The following is a 19,311-nucleotide window of genomic DNA, read 5'->3' as shown; positions in this document are numbered from 1 at the left end:
AGGAACGGGGGAAGGGACGTTCATCGCGGCAACGGAGCGAGCGGCTACGGCGATCACCGAGAGCGTGAACCCGATCGCAGAACCTGGCATCACGCGGGCATCGCCGCCTCGTCAGTTGTCTGTGCCGGTATTCTTCGCCGCCGCCACCAGGAGGTGATCGAGGCGACGCGCCACAATCCAACCGAGATATACCGCGATGTGCATGACGACCTCTTGCAGCTCGTCGAACGTGAGATCGCCGCTGCGCAAGGCAGACTCGAGCTGATCGGTCGTCTCCGCATCGATCCCGAGGGCGGCGCTGCAAGAGATTGCGACTAGCCGTCGGTCGCGCGGGGTGAGGTACTCATCGCGGCTCCAGATCTCGCCGTAGAGGTAGTCGAGGTCGCCCACGGCTTGAAATGAGGTGCGTGGCGGTGCAGGCGCGGCTCCGTGCACTGCCGCGTATGCCGCCTCACCTCGGGCTCGGCGGACGCCGTCGGCAACCGGATCGGCCCACGGGACGAATTTCGCGAAGGTCAGCGCCTCGCCGTCCTCCTCGGCGATTTTGGCGAAGGCAGCCATGATGTAAGTGAGCATCGACGAGCCCTTGGGCCAACCCGCCTGGGTGCCGAAGAAGAGCAGGAACTCGTCGATCTCCTCCTTCGTCACGTCGTTGCTCTTGAGGGCGGCGTAACAGTGGGTCTCCATGGGCACGGGTGCGTCGGCCATCCCGACGCACGCAAGGGTGATCCAGCGCCGATCGCGAGGCGTGAGCACACCGCGGCGCCACATCTCGGCGAAGACGAACCCGATCACTCCGCCATCAATGTAGGCGCTGACCGGGGCAGGGGCCGGCGCGCACATGATGTGCTCGTACTCCGCATGGGCGACCCGTTGACGGTCATCGCGATCGGTCCATTCGCTCATGCCGACTCCGTCCGGGGATATGGAAGCCGTGCGTGCACGGTCGTCTGGGACGACAACCTAACGGGGCTGTGTGAGTAAGTCAAAAAGATTACGAACCAGTCGCATACCTTAATACGAGCTGTGCGGAGTGAATCTCGACGCGAGTTCTCGCCTGTTGTCGTCGGGGGGCGGCCAACCGGGATCCGTCGCATTTCGAGGATCCCCAAGAGTTCGGCTAGACCGTCGCAATGGCAAGGGTCACATCACTTTTGGCAAGGAACACACTGCTGCATCGGGGCGGCACTCGCTCGGCTGGAGGCCCAAATCAGGCAGCTTCTTGAACGCACCTCGAAGATCGAGGCCGCTCATACTGCGCGGTGGCCGCCCCGCGGGCCTCGACAATGCTCACCGTGGCGCGGCGCAGACATGGAGAAGAATCAGGCCTTCAACGTGGCCATGGGCGCCCTGCGTTCAACGGCGATTTCCCGCACGCACTAGGACACCCACGCTAGTTCGACCCGTTGCCATCCGTTGAGCAATGCTGTCGGATTACGTTGCAGCGCAGCACCGGTCAATTCGAGGCGGTCGAGGTGCGGTAGTAAGCCGCCGATCGCGGCCCGTACTTCTTGGCCGGCGAGGTGGGCGCCCAGACAGAAGTGGATGCCGTGCCCGAATGCCAGGTTCTTGCCAGGGGGCCTAGTGATCAGGAAGCGGTCCGGGTCATCGAAACGACGCGGATCGCGATTGGCGGCGGCCATGTGCAGCGCAATGATGGCTCCCTTCGGGATCGTCGTATCGGCAACCACGGTGTCTTCGATCGCCTCGCGAAACGCGAACTGGATCGGCGTTGTCAGCCGGTTCGCCTCATCGACCGCGTTGGGCAGCAAGGACGGATCGTCGAGCAGCAGCTTGAGCTGGTCGGGATTGGACAGCAGTTCGACTACGGTATTGCCGATGAGGTTTGTCGTCGTCTCGTTGCCGGCGACCATAATGGTGATCGCCACCATCAATGTTTCGACATTGCTCAGGGACTCGTTGTCGATCGCCGCGACCATCGCGCTGACTAAATCGTTCCTCGGCTCAACTCGCCTCGCCTCGATCAGCGGCACGAAGTACGTGCTGAACTCCTTGAGATTCTTCAACATCAACTCGTGGCGTTCTGCGGCACTGTTGAAAGTGTTGCCAGCTGCGGCAGCGAAGGCGTCGGACCAGCGCTTGGCGCGCCCGTACTCACTTCGATCGATACCAAGTATGTGGCAGATCATCTCCACCGGCAGCGGAACGGCCAGCCGCTCAACAACATCGAAGCTGGGAAGCTCGCCGATTCCGCTGAGGCAACGGTCGACGATCTCAGTGATCGCGTCGGCCATGTCCTTGATTCGAGGGGGCGTGAAACCCCTGCTCACAATCCTGCGCATACGCGTGTGTTGGGGCGGGTCGGCGGCCGCGATCGTTTTGGCGGACGCCATCTCCTCGAGATCGACGGGGATTCCCGCAGTCAGGGCAATGAGCCGCTCGATGACTTCGGGCTTCATCTCGGCGTCCGCCGGTACGGAATCTCCCTCATAGGGGTTGGGGCGCGACGAGAAGACCGCAGGATTCGACTGCACCGCCTTCACGTCATCAAATCGCGATATCACCCAGATGTTCGACGCACTCCGGTAGACGGGAAACCGCTCTCTCAGCTCCGCGTAAACCGCGGGCAACTCCTCCCGGGGACCAGGCTTGAACGGCTCGAACTCCAGCACACTTCCGTCGGCCGACAATGTCCCTCCTGTTCATTTGGCGAATGCGCGCGGGTCGTTTTTTGCACACCGGACGGCAGCTCACGCCAATACAGCAATGTTCGCTATAGTAGGACGGTATTTGCGAATGAAGCAAGGAGCAGTAGAGTTCAACAGCACGTAACGTCATCAGCTGCTCGGCCAGTCGGAGTGCCGACGTATCGATGAGGAGACCAGATTGTGTTCGCCGTTCGCGTTGCAGAAGTGGTGATCGGCTCTCCCGACAACACCGACAGATTCCGCGCCGCCATTGGTCAGGCTCTTAATTGGTGGAACGCTGCAGCCGGGCAGCGACACGAGATTGTGCTCGTGCCCGCCGAGGCGCGGCGGCTCAATGCTTCAGCGGAAACTGCCCAGATCGTGGACCGCGGCGACATCTTCATCGCAGTATTCGACCCGGCGCGCCGCGATGCCGATCAGGTGATGGACGAAGTTGATCAGGCAAAACACGCCGGCAAGTTGGTACTCGCGTGGCTTCTCGCCGAGTCGCCTTCCTGTGGCCTGAGCGACCAGCAAGCCTGGCTTGGCGACGTGACGCGTCGGCTGGCCAGGGCGGGCGTTATTCCGCGCTACGTCGGTCGGGGTGATGCCCACCTCGAGAGCCGGCTGCAGACAGCCATCACTGCCGACCTGACACACCGCAACCTCAGCAAGCTGGCCAGCGAGTTCGAAAGAGCCTCCCCGGCACGCCGATTGAGGATTTACCGAACGCCCGTAACGTTGCTCGGGCCCCAGATCTGGGCCGTGACGGTGGTGAATCACAGCACTTCTTTGGTCGTCGGATTGCAGGTCTCGGTCGGCTCGGTCGACTCCGCCGGACACGTTCGACCCCGAGGCGCCGAACGCTCCCGCCAAGGGATCGCAGACGTCGCCGCCAAGCTCAGGACCGGTCGGTGGCCGGACGAGCATCACCCGCTGAGTGACCTACGCGGGGTGTTACCCGAGCGACAGCCAATCTTCCTCGGCAGCCGGACGGACCTGCTCGCTGCGCACAATATCCTGGACTTCCCGCGCTGGCTACGGCCAAACCAACACGCGTCGGCCCTGTATTCGCTGGAACCGAACACTTCTCCCCACGTGCGGATCCAATTCGAAGACGACGCGGGCTACGTGTGGTCCAGAGTGAACGACGCTGAACCCGAGGGGCTTTCGCCAAAGTCACCCAGCTCCGGTGAGCGGCGCGACAGCGCGATCGCCGGCGTCTAAAGCGACGGAAAGGCCCGCGTGTTGTCATCAGATACCTCTTGGCCCAACACCATCCCACCTCATGAGGTGATCAGTGATTGGGCAGATTTGTCCGCAGTCCCAGGCGCCACGTCCTGTTGGGTGCACAACGCCGTCGTCGTCACCGACACCGACACCGACACCGACACCGACACCGACACCGCGGAGATCATCGGTTTTCACGCCGGGCAACTCGTCGCGTTCGACACTGAGGGCCGTCTGCTCCGCGTGGTCGACACAGACCTCACCGAAGGCCACGGCATCACTCTCGTGCGCGAGGGCGATGACGAATTCCTCTGGGTCAGCGATCCGGGATTCGTGTTCACGTGCGGCGCCGACGACGGCGACCCCAACTGGGCTCCGATGTTCGGCAAGGGAGTCCACTGCCAGACCCGGGTGCCCAGAGTGGTGAAGATGGCCCTGGACGGAAAGATCCACTCCGAGTTGCCCGTCCCCCAACAGGATCCCGCGATCCCGGCCGGTCCGATGGGGCCGTATTGTCCGTGTGGTTGCGCCGTGGACGAGGAGCGGTTCGGCGGATCGGGCGACATCTGGGTGGCGGACGGCTACGGGTCGGGTGTCGTGCACCGCTTCGACAAGCAAGGAAACCATCGGTCGACACTGACTGGAGAGGAAGTCGGCCAGAGACTCGCGTGCCCGCACGCAATCTTCATCGATCGCCGCAAAACTGCCCCGGAGCTCTACATCGCCGACCGAGTCAACACCCGCGTGCTGGTCTACGATCTCGACGGCCGCTATCTGCGGACCTTCGGTGAGCAGTTCCTCAACAGCCCTAGTGATTTTGCACAGTGGAACGACCTTCTGGTCGTCGCCGAGCTGTATGGGCGAGTGGCCGTGCTCGATCGCGAGGATAATCTGCTCGGGTACATCGGCGACGATCCGACCGCAGCCCCGGGGTGGCCGAGCCGGCCGGGATGGCCCAATGCGCTTACCGGCAACGGGCGTGCGGAGATTCCCCATCTCCCCCGCGATCGCTTCAATTCGCCGCACTCTGTCGCCGGGGACTCCGACGGCAACCTTTACGTGTCTGAATGGTTGCTGGGCGGCCGATACACCAAGCTCATCGCCCAGCGCTGAGCGTTCGGCTCGAGCTAGATCCGTTCGACCACCAACGCCGAACCCATCCCTCCCCCGGCGCACATCGCCACCACCCCGATGCCCGAATCGCGCCGTGCGAGTTCATGAACGATCGATACCAGCATCCGGGCGCCGGTCGCTGCGATGGGGTGACCGAGGCTGATACCGCTACCGTTCACGTTCACGATTGACTCGTCCAGTCCGAGGTCGCGCGTGCACGCCACTGCCATCGTGGCAAACGCTTCGTTGATCTCGAAAAGGTCCACGTCTGCCAATGTGAGACCACTGCGCTTGAGTGCCAACGGGATTGCGGTCACCGGGGCCATCCCGGTGTGCTCGACCTCTACGCCGACGGATGCCCAACCCCGGATTCGTGCCAGTGGTGTCAGGCCGCGGGTGGTTGCGAAGTCAGAGCTGCCGATAACCAGCGCGGCGGCGGCGTCGTTAATGCCCGCGGAGTTTCCCGCGGTGACAACGGCACCGGCTATTTCCGGGTGCAGCACCTTCAGCCCGGCAAGGATTTCGGGCGTAGTGTCCCGCGGATGCTCGTCCGTGCCAAACACGACTTTGCCGTGGTTGATGGGAACGGCGACGATCTCGTCGTCGAAGTACCCCTTGGCAATCGCATTGAGCGCTCGCTGCTGTGAGCGAGCGGACCAGGCGTCGGCCTGCTCGCGGGTGACATGGTGCAGCCGGGCCGTGTTTTCGCCGATGGTGACAGACATGTCGAAGGCAGGAACGCCGGGGGCATCCGGATGGCTCTGCGGCGACCACGGGGCTGGTTCCTGCGCACCGGGTGCCAACTTGGTCAACCGCGGCATGGTGCTTGCGCTTTCCGTTCCGCCCGCGACGATCACATCTGCCATGCCGGCCAAGATGGTGGCGGCAGCCAACTGCACCGCGGTGACGCCGGAGGCGCAGTGCCGGTTGATCGCCACCCCAGGCACGTTCGTCATCCCGAGCCGCACCGCGATGTTGCGACCAATCACCCCGCCGCCCTGCAGTGACTCCGCGAGGAACAGGTCCTCGAGGTCCGCGACGGGGATCTGTGACCGTTCGACTGCCGCACGGACGGCGATCTCGGCAAGCTGATAGGCATCTACGGATATCAGAGAGCCCTTGCGGGCCCTGCCAATTGGCGTTCTGGCGGCGGAAAGAATGAGGGCGTCAGGCATTGTTCTCGCTTCCGTTGAGAGTTGAGTCCGGCAGTTCGGGGCGCAGAGCTTTTTCGGAAGAGGTTTGCGTCCCTCAGTCCGACGCCGGTAGCGCATTGGGCGCCTTGATGGTGAGCTGTCGTCCGTCTGCGCTGAGCACACCCGATCCCGCCTTGGTACACAACACTTCTAGCCCGGTGTCGGAGTCGACGTAACGCTTGCCGAGGACGATGTCGTTCTCGGCGATGGACGCGTCCGCGTCCACCGGCGCCAGATTCGCCGTCATCGGTTGACCGCCGCACGACAACTCGACCGGGGTCGCGGGAGATCGTACGACGATGACTTCTGTACCACTTACGGTGCTGCGCAGTCGCTTTCCTTGCCTGAGTTCGGTCATCGATCACCTTCCGCCGCGCGGACGTTTAGGCCCAGAAGTTGTAGACGGTGCGGGCGTTAAGCTCGACGATTTTGCGCGCTTCGTCGTCGGGCACGTCCACCAGGTGTTCGGCGAGCAGCTTGCCGGTGTGCGGCCAGTTGGAATCCGAATGCGGGTAGTCACTTTCGAACATGATGTTGTCCACGCCGATGCGATGACGCTGCTCGATCCCGGAACGGTCGGAGATGAAGCACCCATAGATGTGCTCGCGAAAAAGCTCCGACGGCAGCTTGTCGGCGTTGATGTTGCACCAGTACTTGTGTCGGCCGAACGAGTAGTCGATGCGCTCCAACAGATAGGGCATCCATCCGATTCCACCCTCGGAGAGCGCGACCTTGAGTTTGGGAAATTTGTAGAACACCTCGGACATCAGCAAGTCGACGGTGGCCATCATCGAGTTCAAGCCGAACAATGCGATGCCGATGAACAGGTCCCCGTCGGGAGCAAGGCCCAGCGGCATCCCACCGGAGCCGAAATGCATGGACAGCGGCAGCCCAGCTTCCTCGCAGACGCGCAGCAGCGGATCCCAGTGGTCGGTGTGAAACGACGGCAGTCCGACCTTGTGCGGCGCCTCGATGAAGGAGATGGACTTCGCGCCCTTGGCGGCGGTGCGCTCGACTTCGGCGACCGAGGCCTCGATGTCCCAGAACGGAACCATCATCAGCGGGATCTGACGTTCCGGGGCGTAGGCGCACCATTCGTCGAGGATGAAGTCGTTGTAGGCGCTGATGCAGAGCTTGGCGAAGTCCTTGTCCTTGGCCTTGTGAAATGTGCTCCCGGCGAATCCGCCGAAGTTGGGGAAGCACAACTGCGCCCATACGCCCTCGGTGTCCATGTCCTTGATACGGTCGGCGATTTCATGACACCCGGGCAACATGTCGTCGTAGCTGCGCGGGTCCATTCCGAAATCGCGGGGATGCTTGCCCGCGACGGCGTTGAGGGCAAAGTTGCCTGACTGGCTGCCCTCATAGAGCCAGGTGTCATTGCCGTCGGGGAGCTTGACGATGCGTGGAGCCACGTCGGCGTACTTGGCGGGAACTCGATCCAGCCACACTCGGGGGTGCTCGATGACGTGGTCGTCGACGGAGATGATCTTGGCGTCGTCGGGCAGCATACGTACTCCTCGTGGCACAGCCGGGTTAACCGCTTTCAGTCAGCCGAAAACTGACTTTCCCCCAGAGTAGAACGATAAGTGCAAATTCCGCAATGCGGATGTGCGTCAGCGGGCCGCACTGAGCACGGCGATCACTCCGCGAGTAGTCGCAATGCCTGCTTAGGGCAAGCAACCACCGCCTCAGCGACCGCCGACTCCATCTCCGAAGGCGGTTCTGGAAGGAGGATGTCGACGATGTCGTCGTCGACGAGGTCGAACACTTCGGGCGCGGCTGCCACGCATAATCCGTTGGCTTCACAGAGATCGGGCTCTACTGTCACCTTCATCAGTCGAGTAGACCATCACATTCTTTTTCGGATAACTTAGGTCTCCTTTATCGCATGCTTTAAGTTACTTAAATGACCCACCTCAGCATGTCGACGGATTCGTGGCAGCTGGGTTGGCAGGTGATCCACCGATAGGAAGGAGCCGGATGACCGTGGACAACGTTCTGGTGATCACCGGAGGTGCGGGCGGTATGGGGCTGGCCTGCGCCCGCGCACTGGCCGATCGTGGCCGCCTACTGCTCGTGGACGTGCGCGAGGATCTACTCGACCAGGCGCGCAAGGCCCTGAGCGGACACGGGGCTGACGTCGAGACGCTGCGCTGCAACGTCTCGTTCCCCGCCGACGCCGCCGCGGTCGCCGACCGCGTACGTGAGCTCGGGCGGCTGCGCTGCCTGGTGCACACCGCGGGCGTCTCACCGGAAATGGCCGATGCGGCGACGGTGCTCGACGTCGACTTGGCCGGATCGGTGCGGATTACCGACGCCATGCTCCCTTTGGTCAACCCGGGAAGCTCCGCGATCCTGATCGGATCGATCGCCGGATACAGCGAGGTCCCCGCCGACGTCGAATCGTTGCTGGACGACCCGCTGGCCGATCGCTTCCTCGCCGCGATCGAACGGGCGATGGGCCATGCGCTCGACAGCGCCACGGCCTACGTCCTGGCCAAACGCGGGGTGGTCCGGCTAGCGGAACGACTGGCCACGCCTTGGGGCAAGAGGGGTGGACGCACCGTCGCGATTTCGCCCGGCCTGATCGACACGCCCATGGGCCGGTTGGAACTGGATCGTCAGGAGATCATCCCGGCCATGATCGAGGTGACCCCGGTCAAGCGCCCGGATCGGCCGCTGCCCGGGCGGCCCGAGGACATCGCCGCCACGGTGGCCTTCCTGGAGTCCGACGCCGCGGCGTTCATCTCCGGCTGCGACATCCGCGTCGACGGTGGACTTGTTGGCGCGGGTAAGCACCTGATGGGAGTCGGCTAATGCCGTCGATTCCAGGCACCTGGATCGACCCGGAGATTCGCGAAAGCCTCGTCGGATTCCCCGATTTCGACTTCTGCACCGAGCACCTTCCGGCGATGCGTGCCGGATCGGCGTTCGAGCCGCAGTCCGCGCCCGACATCAAGCGCGTCGAGCTGACCACCGAACGTGGCGATGTCGCACTGTCGTTGCTACGGCCGGTCGAATCCGCGGCCGAGCCGCCCGTCCTGTTCTGGATGCACGGCGGCGGAATGGTGATCGGCAGCCGGCACATGGACGATGCCCGTCTGATCGAATGGTGCCGCTGGTTGGGCTGCATCTGCGTCAGCGTCGAGTACCGGCTGGCGCCCGAATCGCCTTACCCCAAGCCGTTGGACGACTGCGAGGCTGGGCTGCGCTTCGTCATCGAGCATGCCCGCGAGCTAGAAGTCGACTCACGGCTGGTCGGTATCGGCGGACGCAGCGCCGGTGGGGCGTTGGCGGCGGGCTTGGCCCTGCGGTGGCGCGATCATGCAAACGCCCCCTTGGCATTTCAATACCTGGAGTATCCGATGCTCGATGACCGCGGCCTCACCGCGTCGAGCCAGCTCGAGGGATTGCCGGTGTGGACCCGTGAATCCAATGCGTTTGGCTGGCGCAGTTATCTCGGCGACCGATGTGGCGGTGATGACGTGCCAGTCGATGCGGCGCCCGCACGGGCGACCGAATTAAGCGGCCTGCCATCGACTTTCATCGGTGTCGGCACGGCCGACTGCCTGCGCGACGAATCGATCGATTTCGCCGCGCGACTGTGCGGGGCGGCGGTGCCCACCGAACTGCATGTCTACGCGGGCGCCGTGCATGGCTTCGACATGTTCGCCGACACGGCGGTCGCTCGAACCGCGGCACGTGATAGCGCCGACTGGCTGGCCCGCCAGTTCGGCCGGCGCACCACCGTCTAGGCAGTAGCGGTTTCCAGGGCGGCCGCGAGCCGCTCGTGGTGCAGGTACGGATCACCGAACAGGACCTGGTTCGCCTTGGCCCGGCGATGATAGAGATGCAGGTCGTGCTCCCAGGTGAAGCCGATACCGCCGTGCACCTGGAGGGCCTCACTGGTCAGAGCGGCGATCGCCGAAGAGGTGTAAGCCTTCGCGACGCTCGCGGCTTCCTGGGCATCATCAGCCTCGGCAGCCACGGCCATCGCGGCGTAATACGTGGCCGCCTTCGAGGCCTGTAGCCACATCCGCATGGTCGCGCACTTGTGTTTGACGGCCTGGAAGCTACCGATGGGGCGTCCGAACTGCACCCGCAGCTTTGCGTACTGGACGGTCATCTCCAACACGGCTTCGCCGACACCGATGTTGTCGGCGCTGACGAGTACTGCGCCACAGCGGTTTTGGTGCGCAACAGCTGCTTCCGCGGCCTCACCTGCGTGCAGCAGCGCCGACGCCGGCACCACGGCATCATCGAACACGACCTCATCGAGCTGTCGGGTGATATCGAGGGTGCGCTGTTGCCGCACAACGATTCCCGCGGCCTGTCGGTCGACGAGGAACTGCGCCAACCGGCCTCCCAGTTGGGCGGTAACCACAATCCAGCCCGCGCCGTCGGCATCCTGCACGGCGACCTTGACGCCGCTCAGCCGGAAACCGTCAGTGTGCTCGGTAGCCACCGTGCATACTCCGTCGGCGTCCCACGGCTGGCGCGACTCCGCGAAGGCCCACGCGGCGACGCCCCGCCCACTGGCAAGCAGCGGCAGAATCCCCGAGCGCAGGTCATCGCGTCCCGACTGTGAGATCGCCACTGCCGCAAGGGTATTACCGATGAGTGGGCCCGGCTGCACCGTCCGGCCGTGTTCTTCGGCGATCAGCGCGACGTCCACCAGATCGCGCCCCAGACCGTCATACTCCTCAGCGATGAGTAACCCGGCCCACCCTAGTTCCGCGCCCAACTGCCAGACGCGCTCGTCGTAGCCGTGTCCGTCGTCGGCGAGTTCACGCACGCGGTTGATCGGCGATTCGCGTGCCAGCAACTTACGGCTGCTTTCCAGGAGCATCCGTTGTTCATCGCTTACGGTGAAATCCACACTTACCTCCGAAGACTCAAGAACCGCGCGGTTCCCTGGGCAGTCCAAGCGAGCGCTCGGCGATCATGTTGCGCAATACCTCGTTGGCGCCACCGGCGATCGTCAGAGCCCGCGAATACAGGAAGGCGTCCTGCCACCAACCACCCGCGATCGCCTCGGGGTCATCTTCGGTGAGCAACGCATCGGTGCCCTGCAACCCGAGCCCGAACTCGGTGAGCGCGAGATTGGTCTCGCTGTAGAGCACCTTGGCCAAGGGAGCATCGCCTGCATCGGAATCGCCACTCATCGCGCGCGACAGGTTGTACTGGCCCAGCCGAACGCTGACTCGCGCGGCCGCATAGAGCCGGCCGATGTCCTGGCGGACCGCTTCGTTGTCCAGCGCTGGGCCGGATCCGCGCCGCAGGGACCGTGCCATCGCCACCGCGTCACGCACCGCACGCAACTGGATGATGCCCGCGGTGCCCACACTGGACCGCTCCTCGACCAGGCTGGTGGTGGCGACCTTCCAGCCTTGGTCGACTTCACCGAGCACGTTGTCCGCGGGTATCCGCACGCCATCGAAGAAGACTTCGTTGAAGTCGCTGGTGCCGGTGATTTCGCGTAGCGGCCGCACGTCGACGCCCGGGCTCGTCATGTCCAGGACGAACGCGGTGATGCCGGCATGCTTGGGTGCATCGGGGTTGGTCCGCGCTAGCAGGTAGCCGAGTTGGGCGTGTTGGCCGTTGGTGGTCCACACCTTTTGACCGTCGACGACGAAGTCATCGCCGTCGCGACGCGCGCGGGTGGTCAGGCTCGCCAGGTCGCTGCCGGCGCTGGGTTCGCTGAAGAGCTGACACCAGATGTCCTCGCCGGTCCGGATCCGCGGCAGGTAGCGCTTCTGCTGGTCGGGGCGCCCGCAGTGGATGAGCGCCGCGGCGGCCAGCAGGCCGGCGCCGATCGGCGCGGGTACCCGAGCCCGCGCCATTTCTTCGCCGACGACCGTCGCGCGCAGCGCGTCCTTGGTGCCGGTACCGCCCCATTCGGCGGGCCAGTCAGCGCCGACATACCCGGCCTCGAACAGCTGGGCGGTCCATGTCCGCAGGGCCGGAATGTCCTCGGCGTCGGGCGCACGCACCCCGGCTTTACCCATCGTGCGCACCGGCGGGCGGTGCTTTTCGAGGAAACCTCTGACCTCGGCGCGGAATCCCTCGATTTCGGGGTCCTGTTCCAGCTTCATCTGTCCGTCCTCCGCATCAATTCTCCCGTCGCAGCAGTAGCGCTCCACCGGGCGTGCCGCCGCCGGTAGTGACGACCGCAACCTGGGCGTTGGCGACCTGTCGCTCGGCAGCCTCGCCGCGCAGTTGCGCGATGGCCTCGGCCAGGAACCCGAAGCCGTGGGTACGTCCGGCCGACAGCTGACCGCCGTGGGTATTCAGCGGCAGCTTCCCGTCCAGCGCGATCGTGCTGCCGCCGTCGAGAAAATCCGCGGCCTCGCCGAGACCGCAGAATCCGAGCGCCTCCAGCCACGAGACGGCATTGAAGGTGAACCCGTCGTACAGCTCGGCGACATCGACATCCTCGGGCCGCAGGCTGGTTCTGGTCCACAGATGCGTCGCGGGGCCGAACACCTGCGGTTCGTGAGTGAGAGTGTCCTGGTCCCAAGAGATTCGATCGAGCACTTGGGTACCGACGGCTTCAACGAGCACTGGAGGTTTCGGCCGGTCGGCTGCTGTGTCAATCGACGACACGATCACCGCAATCGCCCCGTCGCACGGCACGTCGCAGTCGTATAGGCCGAACGGCGAGCTGATCATGCGTGCCGACAGATAGTCGTCCAGGGTGAGGGGATTACGGTAGATCGCGGCCGGATTGCGCGACGCGTTCGCGCGCGCCGTCAGGGCGATGGGGGCGAGCGTGGAGGCGCGGTCGCCGCCGTAGCGCCAGAAGTAGTGCGAGGCGTTGACCCCGATCCAGTTGGCTGCCGACATGGCCCCGAACGGCGCGCGCCACTCGAATATGCCCGACGCGCGGCTTTGTCCTCCCACGGACTTCGCGCGCCTGGCCAGGGCGGTGTGGGTCGATTCCCAGACCGTCCGAAAGCACAACACGTGCCGGCACAGTCCGGCGGCGACGGCGAGCATGGCGGACACGACGCTGCCACTGGGCCCAGGGACCTCAGCCCCACCCGTAATCCAGGTGGGCCGAATGCGCAACGCCTCCTCGACGGCGGTAACCCCGCCCTCCGACATCCCCCCGGCAAGCCCACCCGGATAAGTGGCCAGGCCGTCGATGTCGTCCAACGTCAGGCCCGCGTCGGCCACGGCGCGAAGGCACGCAGTCACGGTCAGTGACAGCGGATCGACCATGAGGCGTCGCCCGATCGTCGAGCTCCCGACCCCGGTGAGGGCCACCTGGTCTTCGAACTTGCGCGTGGACGACATCGGCCGCACATCACGCGCGAGATCACGGGGTCTTGGGACCGAGCCGGCATCGGCGGCTTCGGAATCCGGTTCGAACAGTGGAATCCAGACATCGTCCTGCCGCTCGAAAATTACTTTGACCTGCAGACCGATAGCGACGTGTCCGGGTGCGCAGCCGACGATGTTCGTGGTAAGCCGGGCCGACGGGTCTTCGGCGATAGCGACGACCGCGACCACATAGGGCGGCGGGAAGCGCGGCAGCCACTGCTGATTGTTCACGGTGAAACCGGCGACCGTCCCGCGTCCGGACACCGGCGTCATCAGTACCTCGACACTGCGGCAATGCGGACAGCTGGGAAGCGGGGGGTGGTGGTACCGCTGGCACGCTTGGCATTGGGCGATCCTCAGCCGCCCGTCGGCGCCACTGGTCCAGAACGCTTCGGAGCCAATGCTCAAATGCGGCAGCGGTCGCACCACCTGCTCGGCGGCGCCGGGCTCTGTCATCACACCTCCGGTCACAGCCGACGAGCAACCGACACGAACCCTAACAGACTACGAATATATGATCGGTCGCCATGGTAGACCGACACTCTACTTATGTGTACTGTGATGACCTCGTAAGAGGATAATCATTCGTGACTGCAGACGGGGGCCCCGTGAAAGTCAAGGACAACGCCGCGGTGGTCGTCGGAGGCGCCTCGGGCATGGGACGGGCGACTGCCCAACGGCTGGCAGAGCGGGGCGCACGAGTCGCACTGCTGGACCTGCCTACGTCGGACGCGGCCGCGGTGGCCAGGGAATTGGGTGGTGGAGCGTCGTTTTACCCGTGCAACGTGACCGACAGCGACGGCGTGGAGACCGCGCTGGCGGCGGCCGTCGAGAACTTGGGTGCACTGCACATCGCGGTCAACACGGCCGGGGGCGGGATATCGGCGCGCACGCTGTCCAGGAACGGACCTCACGCCTTGGACGCCTTCCGGTCCGTGATCGAGCTCAACCTGATCGCCACTTTCAACCTGAACCGGTTACAGGCTTGGCACATGAGTCGAAACGAGCCCGACGACAACGAGCGGGGCGTCCTCGTGAACACCTCCTCGATCGCGGCGTTCGAAGGGCAGATCGGACAGGTCGCCTACAGCGCCGCGAAGGCCGCGATCGCCGGCATGACCTTGACCATGGCGCGTGACCTGGGCAGCCTCGGCATCCGCGTTACGGCCGTCGCACCGAGCCTGTTCGCGACGGGAATTACATCGCGAATTCCGGAGGAAATGGCTGACGAGCTGACTCGCGACGCCGCCTTTCCGCGTCGGATGGGCCGGCCCGACGAGTACGCCGCCCTGGCAATCGCCATCGTCGAAAACCAAATGCTCAACGGCACGGTAATCCGCCTAGACGCCGGCCAACGGTTCGCAGCGAAGTAACGGCGGACGTCGTGGACCTTGGATTCGCTGATGCCACCGCGGTGATCGCGGGGGGCACCCGCGGCATCGGGCTGGCGACGGCCTTGTGCCTGGCCGAACAGGGCGCGCGGGTGGGCGTCATCGGCAGGGACGAAGCCCGGCTGAAGGAGACCGAAACGACATTGGCGGACGCCGGCAGCCCGGAGGTGCTGGCGTTGAACGGGGATCTGACTTCGGCGTCGGACGTCGACGCAATCTTTGCCACGGTTGGCGCGCACTGGGGCGGACTCAACGTGCTGGTCAACGCCGCCGGGCCGACGGGGGCAGGTCGGTTTGAGGACTTGGGCGACGCGGAGTGGACGGCGGCGTTCGACCAGGGCGTGTTGTCGGCGGTTCGGTGTATGCGTGCGGCCTTGCCGCTGCTGCGAGCCGCGGAGTGGGCCCGGGTGGTGAACGTGACGGCGATGTCGGTGCAGCACCAGTCTGCGGGATTGGTGAGCTACACCGCGGCCAAGAGCGCGCTCCTCAGCGTGACGAAAAACCTCGCTCGCAGTCTCGCCGGCGATGCCATCTTGGTCAACGCCGTCGCCCCGGGGCCGATCCTTACCGATTGGGCGCGACCGGTGCTCGCCTCCGCCGGGATTGCGACGAATGACCCGGTGGGCGCCTTCGGATTGTTGGGCCGCGGTCACGGCATGTCGGTGGACCTGGGTCGGCTCGGGCTACCGCACGAAGTTGCCGCCGTCATCGCATTCTGCGCCTCACCGGACAACACGTATATGACCGGCGCCCACATCAACGTCGACGGTGGCAGCGATTTCCTTTGAGCGCGTTGCCTTTCTCGGTCACCGACGGGGACGGCTGCGCGGAAAGCCCAGCCGGTTCTCCACGATGAGGCTGCGCAGCACCTCGCTGGAGCCGCCGTAGATCGTCGACGCGACGGCGCTGCGGTAGTGCGCGTCCAGGCCGCCGTCCACCGCCGTGTGCGGATCGGTCCAGTCGATCATGCCTTCGGCCCCCGAAATGTCGATCGCCGCGGCCGACGCGCGCACGTAGCTTTCCGGGCCGAACAGCGCCGACACCGGGCCCGGCTTCTCCCCCTCCGCGTCCAGGAAGGCTACCCGTAGGTCCAACAGGTCGGCCACCTCGGCTTCCATCGCCATCCGGGCCAGGCGTTCGCGAACCAGGACGTCGGCGATCAGCGCTGCACCGTCGGGGCCGCGGTGCGTGCGGGCGAACTCCAGCGCATCGTCGGCGACCCAACCCGTGCGCGAACCGGGCGCAACATTCTGTTCGGCCTCGAGCGCCGCCCGCATCACCGCGAAGCCCTCGTGTGGCTCACCGACTCGGTTCGCATCGGCTACTCGCACATCGTTGTAGAACACGATGTTGGTGCGCTCGTGACCCATGGTGCGCACCGCCTGGATCTCGATACCGGGCGTATCCAGCGGTACCAGAAGCATCGTCAGGCCGCGTGACCCCGCTGAACCGGGCTGGGAGCGGGTGAGCAGGAAGCAATAATCGGCAAGATGGGCAAACGTCGTGAAGATCTTTTGCCCGTTGACAACCCATTCGTCGCCGTCGCGCTCAGAACGGGTCGCGCAGGCGAACACGTCCGAACCGCCTGCGGGCTCGGTGTAGCCCAGGCAAATCAGAACCTCACCCGCTGCGACGCCAGGCAGGATTCTGGCCTTGAGTTCCTCGGACCCGGTGGCGCGGATGGCGTTGGCCGGCAGCATCGTCGTGCCCGGGCCGGCCGTCGGCACACCCCCTTTGCGCAACGCGTTCCACAGCGCGGCCGCCTCGAACGAATCCAGTCCTGCGCCGCCCTCCTCGACCGGCCACCCTGATGCGATCCAGCCGCGCTCTCCCAACTTCCGGGTGAGCGCGCGATCAACACCGTCGCCGTTTCGGCGCTCGTGCTCGATCACGTCCCGAGTGACGTGCTCGGCGGTGAATTCCTCTGCCTCGCGGCGGATTCGGGCCCAGTTCTCGGGTTCGCTGAAGTCCATCGAGTCACCGACTTTCGGTTGTCACGGGGCCGAAACGCCGGTCGGCGACGGTGAGCAGCTCGCGCCGCGGGTCGGCGAACGCGGCTGCCCACGCCTTGGCCCTGCGGTAGTAGAGCTGAATGTCGTACTCCTCCATAAACCCGTAGCCGCCGTGCACGTGCAGACTGTGCGTCGTCGCGTGATACGCCGTTTCGGCGGCGAATACGAATGCCATCGCAGCCAGGGCGCCAGCGTCGTCTTGCGCGGAATCCATTGCCCAACAGGCCTTACGGACCAACAACTGGGCGCCATCCAGGCCGGCGACTGCGTCGGCGAACGGATGCGCGACCGCTTGGTACATCCCGATCGGCTGGCCGAATGCTTCGCGCACGATCGCGTACCGGGACCCGATTGCCACGGCCTCCGAAGCCAACCCGACCAGCGCGGACGCGCGTAGCACGCGTACTTCGTCGAGGGCAGTGTCGAAAATCGCGCACGCCTCACTGCCTTGGGCGAGGACGGTGATTGCGCCCGGGGTGCGCCACTGGGCCAGCGATAGTCCGCCGAGGTTGCGGTGCGCGGCCTTGGGCAGGCCATCCGGGCGGTTCATGTAGATCAGGGCGTCTCCGTCGAGAGCCAGCACAGCATCGGCGATTGCGCCGTCGACCAACCACTGCTGCGTGGGCGGGCAGGGCCGGGTGGCCAGTGACACGATGATCGATCCGTTCAGCACCGGCCCCAGCAGCTCCTTCTCACGCAACCGACCCAGCAACCGCGCCGCGGCCGCGGTCTCGGCGACGGGGATCGGCGCGAGGCGCCGGCCGGCTTCCTCGGCCGCCAATGCCAATTCGAGGAGGCCGCCGTCCCCTCCCCCACAGTCCGAGGGCACTCCGATACCCAGCGCACCGACATCGGCGTAGTGCCGCCACAGGAGCAGGTCGAAACCGGTGGCTTCGGCACCGCGCACCCGCTCTGGCGTGGCCTGTTTTCCGAACAAGGCCGCGAATGCATCGCGGACAGCGCGCTGCTCCCGCGTCAGCGATAGATCCACCTATACCTCCTCGCAACCGCAAGCCCTCGATATCGGCAACCCGCGAGCGCCGCTACAGAAGCACGTTACCCGGAAACGGACGGATGTACGACGAAAAAGGAAATGCATATCCTCTTTTTACGCACTCGGTGCTATAGTCAATCGCACATCTTATTGTCGTAGTGTTGAGTAGTGACCGTTCTGCAATGCAGGTATGGCGAGGCACGAGGAGGATTTCAATGACGTCGCGATTGGGCTATCCGGTCTTCGATGGCGATAACCACATGTACGAGACACGCGATGCGCTCACCAAGTTCCTGCCGCCCGAGTACCACGGCGCGATCCGGTACGTCGAAGTAGACGGACGCACCAAGATCGCCACCTTGGGGCAGATCAGCGACTACATCCCCAACCCGACTTTCGACAAGGTCGCCGCCCCGGGCGCCCAGGAGGACTACTTCCACAACGGCAACCCCGAAGGAAAGTCGCACCGCGAGATTCTGGGGAAAGCGATCGAGTCGACCCCGGCGTTCCGTGAGCCGGGGCCCCGCTTGGCATTGCTGGACGAACAGGGCATCGACAAATCGATGATGTACCCGACACTGGCGAGCCTGGTGGAAGAACGCTTCCGGGAGCACCCCGAGGCGACCCACACGATCATTCACGCCCTGAACGAGTGGCTGCACGAGACTTGGCAGTTCGACTACAAGGGCCGCATCTTCACCACGCCGATCATCACCTTGCCCATCGTCGAGAAGGCCATCGACGAGCTGAACTGGGTGGTCGAGCGTGGCGCCCGCGCCATCCTCATCCGGCCGGCGCCGGTACCCGGGCTGCACGGACCGCGGTCATTCGCCCTCCCCGAATTCGACCCGTTCTGGAAGCGGGTCGTCGAGACCGGCGTGCTGGTCATCATGCACGCGTCGGACAGCGGCTATTCGCGTTACGCCAACGACTGGGAGGGCTCTGGCGAGTTCCGCCCGTTCCAGCCTTCGCCGTTCCGCTCCTACTACAGCCTGGCCCGCAACCCGGCCGAGGACGCCGTCGCCGCGCTGGCCTGCCACGGGCTCCTGACGCGGTTCCCCGAACTTCGTATTGGCATGGTGGAGAACGGAACCACCTGGTTGCCGCGGCTACTGGAGAACCTCAGGGACACCCGCAAGAAGATGCCGCAGCTCTACAGCGAGGATCCGGTCGAAGCCATCCAACGCTGCATTTACTTCAATCCCTTCTGGGAGGAGAACGTCGCCGAACTCGCAAAGCTGGTGCCGATCGATCACCTGTTCTTCGGCTCGGACTACCCGCATCCCGAGGGCCTGGCCGACCCGCTGAGCTACCCCGAACGACACCCGGAGCTGAGCGACGCCGAGATCGCCATGGTGATGGGCGGCACGCTGTCGAACATGATGCGGATAGACGCCTGAG

18 protein-coding genes and 1 pseudogene are annotated in these 19,311 nt (G+C 64.9%); 8 read left to right on the top strand and 11 right to left on the bottom strand.

What is annotated here, in order from left to right; all coding sequences use genetic code 11:
- Nucleotides 1-111 precede the first annotated feature (111 nt).
- Entirely contained in the window at nt 112-906 is a 795-nt protein-coding gene (locus tag MTY59_RS08115; protein WP_221045203.1) for a carboxymuconolactone decarboxylase family protein, read from the bottom strand.
- Between the two features lie 118 nt (nt 907-1,024).
- Between MTY59_RS08115 and MTY59_RS27655 the strand changes: the two are divergent.
- Nucleotides 1,025-1,383 (top strand): annotated as a pseudogene (locus MTY59_RS27655) (cytochrome P450); the annotation flags it as partial.
- Here the strand turns inward: MTY59_RS27655 and MTY59_RS08105 are convergent.
- Entirely contained in the window at nt 1,380-2,651 is a 1,272-nt protein-coding gene (locus MTY59_RS08105) for a cytochrome P450 (protein WP_250160757.1), read from the bottom strand. The pseudogene MTY59_RS27655 and the gene MTY59_RS08105 sit on opposite strands and share 4 nt — an antisense overlap.
- 198 nt (nt 2,652-2,849) lie before the next feature.
- Here MTY59_RS08105 and MTY59_RS08100 point away from each other — a divergent pair, with 198 nt between their 5' ends.
- Together MTY59_RS08100 and MTY59_RS08095 are read left to right on the top strand one after the other, a co-directional pair.
- Nucleotides 2,850-3,875 carry a hypothetical protein gene (locus MTY59_RS08100; RefSeq protein WP_221045202.1) on the top strand — a complete coding sequence of 342 codons (1,026 nt, stop codon included), beginning with the start codon at nt 2,850-2,852 and terminating at the stop codon, nt 3,873-3,875.
- Between the two features lie 87 nt (nt 3,876-3,962).
- Nucleotides 3,963-4,991, top strand: coding sequence for an NHL repeat-containing protein (locus MTY59_RS08095; RefSeq protein WP_250160756.1), 1,029 nt, complete (start codon nt 3,963-3,965; stop codon nt 4,989-4,991).
- A gap of 14 nt (nt 4,992-5,005) precedes the next feature.
- On the opposite strand, the gene MTY59_RS08090 is transcribed toward MTY59_RS08095, so the two are convergent.
- The 4 genes from MTY59_RS08090 to MTY59_RS08075 form a co-directional block, all read right to left on the bottom strand.
- On the bottom strand, nt 5,006-6,166 hold the full coding sequence (locus MTY59_RS08090) for a thiolase family protein (protein WP_221045200.1): 1,161 nt from the start codon (nt 6,164-6,166) through the stop codon (nt 5,006-5,008).
- 73 nt (nt 6,167-6,239) lie between these two features.
- On the bottom strand, nt 6,240-6,431 hold the full coding sequence (locus MTY59_RS27290; protein ID WP_250160755.1) for a hypothetical protein: 192 nt from the start codon (nt 6,429-6,431) through the stop codon (nt 6,240-6,242).
- Nucleotides 6,432-6,567: 136 nt separating this feature from the next.
- Nucleotides 6,568-7,695: an amidohydrolase family protein gene (locus MTY59_RS08080; protein WP_221045198.1), complete on the bottom strand. Its 1,128-nt coding sequence runs from the start codon at nt 7,693-7,695 to the stop codon at nt 6,568-6,570.
- Nucleotides 7,696-7,826: 131 nt separating this feature from the next.
- Nucleotides 7,827-8,021: a ferredoxin gene (locus MTY59_RS08075; RefSeq protein ID WP_221045197.1), complete on the bottom strand. Its 195-nt coding sequence runs from the start codon at nt 8,019-8,021 to the stop codon at nt 7,827-7,829.
- Nucleotides 8,022-8,167: 146 nt separating this feature from the next.
- On the opposite strand from MTY59_RS08075, the gene MTY59_RS08070 reads away from it, so the two are divergent.
- Both MTY59_RS08070 and MTY59_RS08065 read left to right on the top strand, forming a co-directional pair.
- Nucleotides 8,168-9,004 carry an SDR family oxidoreductase gene (locus MTY59_RS08070; RefSeq protein ID WP_250160754.1) on the top strand — a complete coding sequence of 279 codons (837 nt, stop codon included), beginning with the start codon at nt 8,168-8,170 and terminating at the stop codon, nt 9,002-9,004.
- Nucleotides 9,004-9,942, top strand: coding sequence for an alpha/beta hydrolase (locus MTY59_RS08065; protein ID WP_221045196.1), 939 nt, complete (start codon nt 9,004-9,006; stop codon nt 9,940-9,942). Before MTY59_RS08070 ends, MTY59_RS08065 begins: the two co-directional genes overlap by 1 nt.
- Here the strand turns inward: MTY59_RS08065 and MTY59_RS08060 are convergent.
- The 3 genes from MTY59_RS08060 to MTY59_RS08050 are packed head-to-tail and all read right to left on the bottom strand — an operon-like array spanning nt 9,939 to nt 13,969.
- Complete coding sequence (locus tag MTY59_RS08060) at nt 9,939-11,066, bottom strand: acyl-CoA dehydrogenase family protein (RefSeq protein ID WP_221045195.1); 1,128 nt, start codon at nt 11,064-11,066, stop codon at nt 9,939-9,941. The two genes, MTY59_RS08065 and MTY59_RS08060, sit on opposite strands and share 4 nt — an antisense overlap.
- A gap of 16 nt (nt 11,067-11,082) precedes the next feature.
- Entirely contained in the window at nt 11,083-12,282 is a 1,200-nt protein-coding gene (locus MTY59_RS08055; RefSeq protein ID WP_221045194.1) for an acyl-CoA dehydrogenase family protein, read from the bottom strand.
- A 16-nt stretch (nt 12,283-12,298) separates the two neighbouring features.
- On the bottom strand, nt 12,299-13,969 hold the full coding sequence (locus MTY59_RS08050; RefSeq protein WP_221045193.1) for a thiolase C-terminal domain-containing protein: 1,671 nt from the start codon (nt 13,967-13,969) through the stop codon (nt 12,299-12,301).
- 152 nt (nt 13,970-14,121) lie between these two features.
- Here MTY59_RS08050 and MTY59_RS08045 point away from each other — a divergent pair, with 152 nt between their 5' ends.
- Together MTY59_RS08045 and MTY59_RS08040 are read left to right on the top strand one after the other, a co-directional pair.
- Nucleotides 14,122-14,886 (top strand): SDR family NAD(P)-dependent oxidoreductase, encoded by a 765-nt coding sequence (locus tag MTY59_RS08045; RefSeq protein WP_221046322.1) that lies wholly within the window; start codon nt 14,122-14,124, stop codon nt 14,884-14,886.
- 11 nt (nt 14,887-14,897) lie between these two features.
- Nucleotides 14,898-15,692, top strand: coding sequence for an SDR family NAD(P)-dependent oxidoreductase (locus MTY59_RS08040; RefSeq protein WP_221045192.1), 795 nt, complete (start codon nt 14,898-14,900; stop codon nt 15,690-15,692).
- Between the two features lie 18 nt (nt 15,693-15,710).
- Here MTY59_RS08040 and MTY59_RS08035 read toward each other — a convergent pair whose 3' ends face one another.
- Both MTY59_RS08035 and MTY59_RS08030 read right to left on the bottom strand, forming a co-directional pair.
- Complete coding sequence (locus MTY59_RS08035; protein WP_221045191.1) at nt 15,711-16,877, bottom strand: acyl-CoA dehydrogenase family protein; 1,167 nt, start codon at nt 16,875-16,877, stop codon at nt 15,711-15,713.
- A gap of 4 nt (nt 16,878-16,881) precedes the next feature.
- Complete coding sequence (locus tag MTY59_RS08030; RefSeq protein ID WP_221045190.1) at nt 16,882-17,907, bottom strand: acyl-CoA dehydrogenase family protein; 1,026 nt, start codon at nt 17,905-17,907, stop codon at nt 16,882-16,884.
- 218 nt (nt 17,908-18,125) lie between these two features.
- Between MTY59_RS08030 and MTY59_RS08025 the strand changes: the two genes are divergently transcribed.
- The gene (locus MTY59_RS08025; protein ID WP_221045189.1) at nt 18,126-19,310 is read left to right on the top strand and encodes an amidohydrolase family protein; all 1,185 of its coding nucleotides are present in this window, start codon (nt 18,126-18,128) and stop codon (nt 19,308-19,310) included.
- Nucleotide 19,311 lies beyond the last annotated feature (1 nt).

The organism is Mycobacterium senriense (genome assembly GCF_019668465.1).
GTDB lineage: Bacteria > Actinomycetota > Actinomycetes > Mycobacteriales > Mycobacteriaceae > Mycobacterium > Mycobacterium senriense.
The sequence above is the reverse complement of the archived record's forward strand: the minus strand, read 5'-3'. Positions and strand labels throughout refer to the sequence as shown.

What these genes read in the sequence shown, in the direction of transcription:
- MTY59_RS08075 (WP_221045197.1), bottom strand. Translation starts at nt 8,021, where the DNA reads ATGAAGGTGACAGTAGAGCCCGATCTCTGTGAAGCCAACGGATTATGC.
- MTY59_RS27290 (WP_250160755.1), bottom strand. Translation starts at nt 6,431, where the DNA reads ATGACGGCGAATCTGGCGCCGGTGGACGCGGACGCGTCCATCGCCGAG.
- MTY59_RS08065 (WP_221045196.1), top strand. Translation starts at nt 9,004, where the DNA reads ATGCCGTCGATTCCAGGCACCTGGATCGACCCGGAGATTCGCGAAAGC.
- MTY59_RS08055 (WP_221045194.1), bottom strand. Translation starts at nt 12,282, where the DNA reads ATGAAGCTGGAACAGGACCCCGAAATCGAGGGATTCCGCGCCGAGGTC.
- MTY59_RS08080 (WP_221045198.1), bottom strand. Translation starts at nt 7,695, where the DNA reads ATGCTGCCCGACGACGCCAAGATCATCTCCGTCGACGACCACGTCATC.
- MTY59_RS08070 (WP_250160754.1), top strand. Translation starts at nt 8,168, where the DNA reads ATGACCGTGGACAACGTTCTGGTGATCACCGGAGGTGCGGGCGGTATG.
- MTY59_RS08050 (WP_221045193.1), bottom strand. Translation starts at nt 13,969, where the DNA reads ATGACAGAGCCCGGCGCCGCCGAGCAGGTGGTGCGACCGCTGCCGCAT.
- MTY59_RS08025 (WP_221045189.1), top strand. Translation starts at nt 18,126, where the DNA reads ATGACGTCGCGATTGGGCTATCCGGTCTTCGATGGCGATAACCACATG.
- MTY59_RS08115 (WP_221045203.1), bottom strand. Translation starts at nt 906, where the DNA reads ATGAGCGAATGGACCGATCGCGATGACCGTCAACGGGTCGCCCATGCG.
- MTY59_RS08035 (WP_221045191.1), bottom strand. Translation starts at nt 16,877, where the DNA reads ATGGACTTCAGCGAACCCGAGAACTGGGCCCGAATCCGCCGCGAGGCA.
- MTY59_RS08090 (WP_221045200.1), bottom strand. Translation starts at nt 6,166, where the DNA reads ATGCCTGACGCCCTCATTCTTTCCGCCGCCAGAACGCCAATTGGCAGG.